This window comes from Streptomyces sp. BRA346 (assembly GCF_052851135.1).
In genome coordinates, this window is the sequence record NZ_JAIWIH010000156.1 from 1 (window position 1) to 1,804 (window position 1,804).

The 1,804-nt window shown below is 70.2% G+C and carries 1 protein-coding gene; it reads left to right on the forward strand.

Annotation, left to right across the window (positions count from 1 at the left end; translation table 11 throughout):
* Positions 1 to 1,804, forward strand: a 1,804-nt coding sequence (locus tag LCH29_RS43880) for a non-ribosomal peptide synthetase (RefSeq protein ID WP_446467275.1), incomplete at both ends; no start/stop codon positions are given.

Genomic DNA, 1,804 nt, shown 5'->3' on the forward strand with positions numbered 1-1,804 from the left:
GATGGTGCTGATGCACCACCTGATCGGCGACCACACCACGCTCGACGTGGTGCAGAAGGAAATCGGCACCCTGCTGACCGGCCACGCCGCTGCCCTGCCGGAGCCCGTGCCGTACCGCAACGTCGTGGCCCAAGCGGTCCTCGGCACCAGCCGTGAAGAACACGAGAAGTTCTTCACCGGCCTGCTGGGCGAAGTGGACGAGCCGACCGCCCCGTACGGCCTGCTCGACGTCCGCGGCGATGGCACCGGCATCGCCGAGGCACACGTCGACGTGGACCCTGCCCTGGCCCGCACGGTCCGGGAGCGGGCCCGCCAGGCGGGGGTGTCCCCGGCGAGTGTGTGCCACCTGGCGTGGAGCATGGTCCTGTCCCGGCTCACCGGCCGCTCGGACGTGGTCTTCGGCACGGTGATGTTCGGCCGTATGCAGGCCGGAACCGGTGCGGATCGTGGTCTGGGGCTGTTCATCAACACCCTGCCGGTACGCGTCGATGTCGGCGCCCGAGGTGTGCTGGACGCGGTCCGGGACACCCATGGCCTCCTGGCCGAGGTGCTGCGCCACGAACACGCCCCGCTCGTGCTCGCCCAAGGTTGCAGCCAGGTCCCGGCGGGACTTCCGCTGTTCACCAGCCTGCTCAACTACCGGCACAGCGCCCCGGCGGACCCGGCCGCGGCCGACGCGGCGATGTCCGGGGTCGAGGTGCTGCACAGCGAGGAGCGCACCAACTACCCCGTCGTGGTCTCGGTCGACGACCTTGGTGTCGGGGATGCCGGATTCGGCATCACGGCCCAAGTGGATGACCGACTCGACCCGGAGCGGGTGTGCGGGCTGCTGACGGCCGCGTTGCGGGAGCTGACCGAGGCGATGGGCGACGCTCCGGCTCTGCCGGTATCCGACGTGGATGTGGTCCCTGCGGCGGAGCGTGCGCAGCTGGTCGACGGGTTCAACCCCACCGATTCCTCAGCCGATCCCGAGCGCTGCCTGCACGAGATCTTCGAGGCACAGGCCGCTGCGACCCCCGACGCAGTCGCGGTCGTCCACCGCGATACGCGGGTCACCTATCGGGAGCTGAACGAGCAGGCGAACCGGATCGCGCACCGACTGCGCTCGGAGGGCGTGAGCCCTGGTGCACGGGTCGGGATCTGCGCCGAGCGGGGCGTGGGGCTGCTGGCGGCCGTCGTGGGTGTGCTGAAGGCGGGTGGCGCGTATGTGCCGCTGGACCCGTCGTACCCGGCCGAGCGCGTGGCGTTCATGCTCGCCGACGCCCAGCCCGTCGTGGTCCTCACCGACGGCACCGATGCGGCAGCCCTGATCCAGACCACCGCCCCCGCCGATCTTGTGGTGTGGGACCTGGCCACGGACTTCACGGACGCCCCGGTCAACAATGTCCCCGTAGCGGTCTCCCCCGCGGACGTGGCCTACGTCATCTACACCTCAGGATCCACCGGGACCCCGAAGGGCGTGCTGGTCGAGCACCGCCAGGTGGCCCGCCTGTTCACCTCGACAGACGAATGGTTCGGCTTCGGACCCTCCGACGTCTGGGCGCTGTGCCACTCCTACGCCTTCGACTTCTCGGTATGGGAAATCTGGGGCGCCCTCCTCCACGGCGGCCAACTCCTCGTCGTCCCCAGCGATGTGGTCCGGGCACCGGACGAGCTCTGGCAGCTGGTGTGCTCGGCCGGGGTGACCGTGCTGTGCCAGACCCCGGGAGCCTTCACCCGCCTCACCGACGCCCGCCTCCGCACCCCCGACACCCAAGACCAGCTCCGCTTCGTCATCTTCGGCGGAGAAGCACTGGAAGTCGCC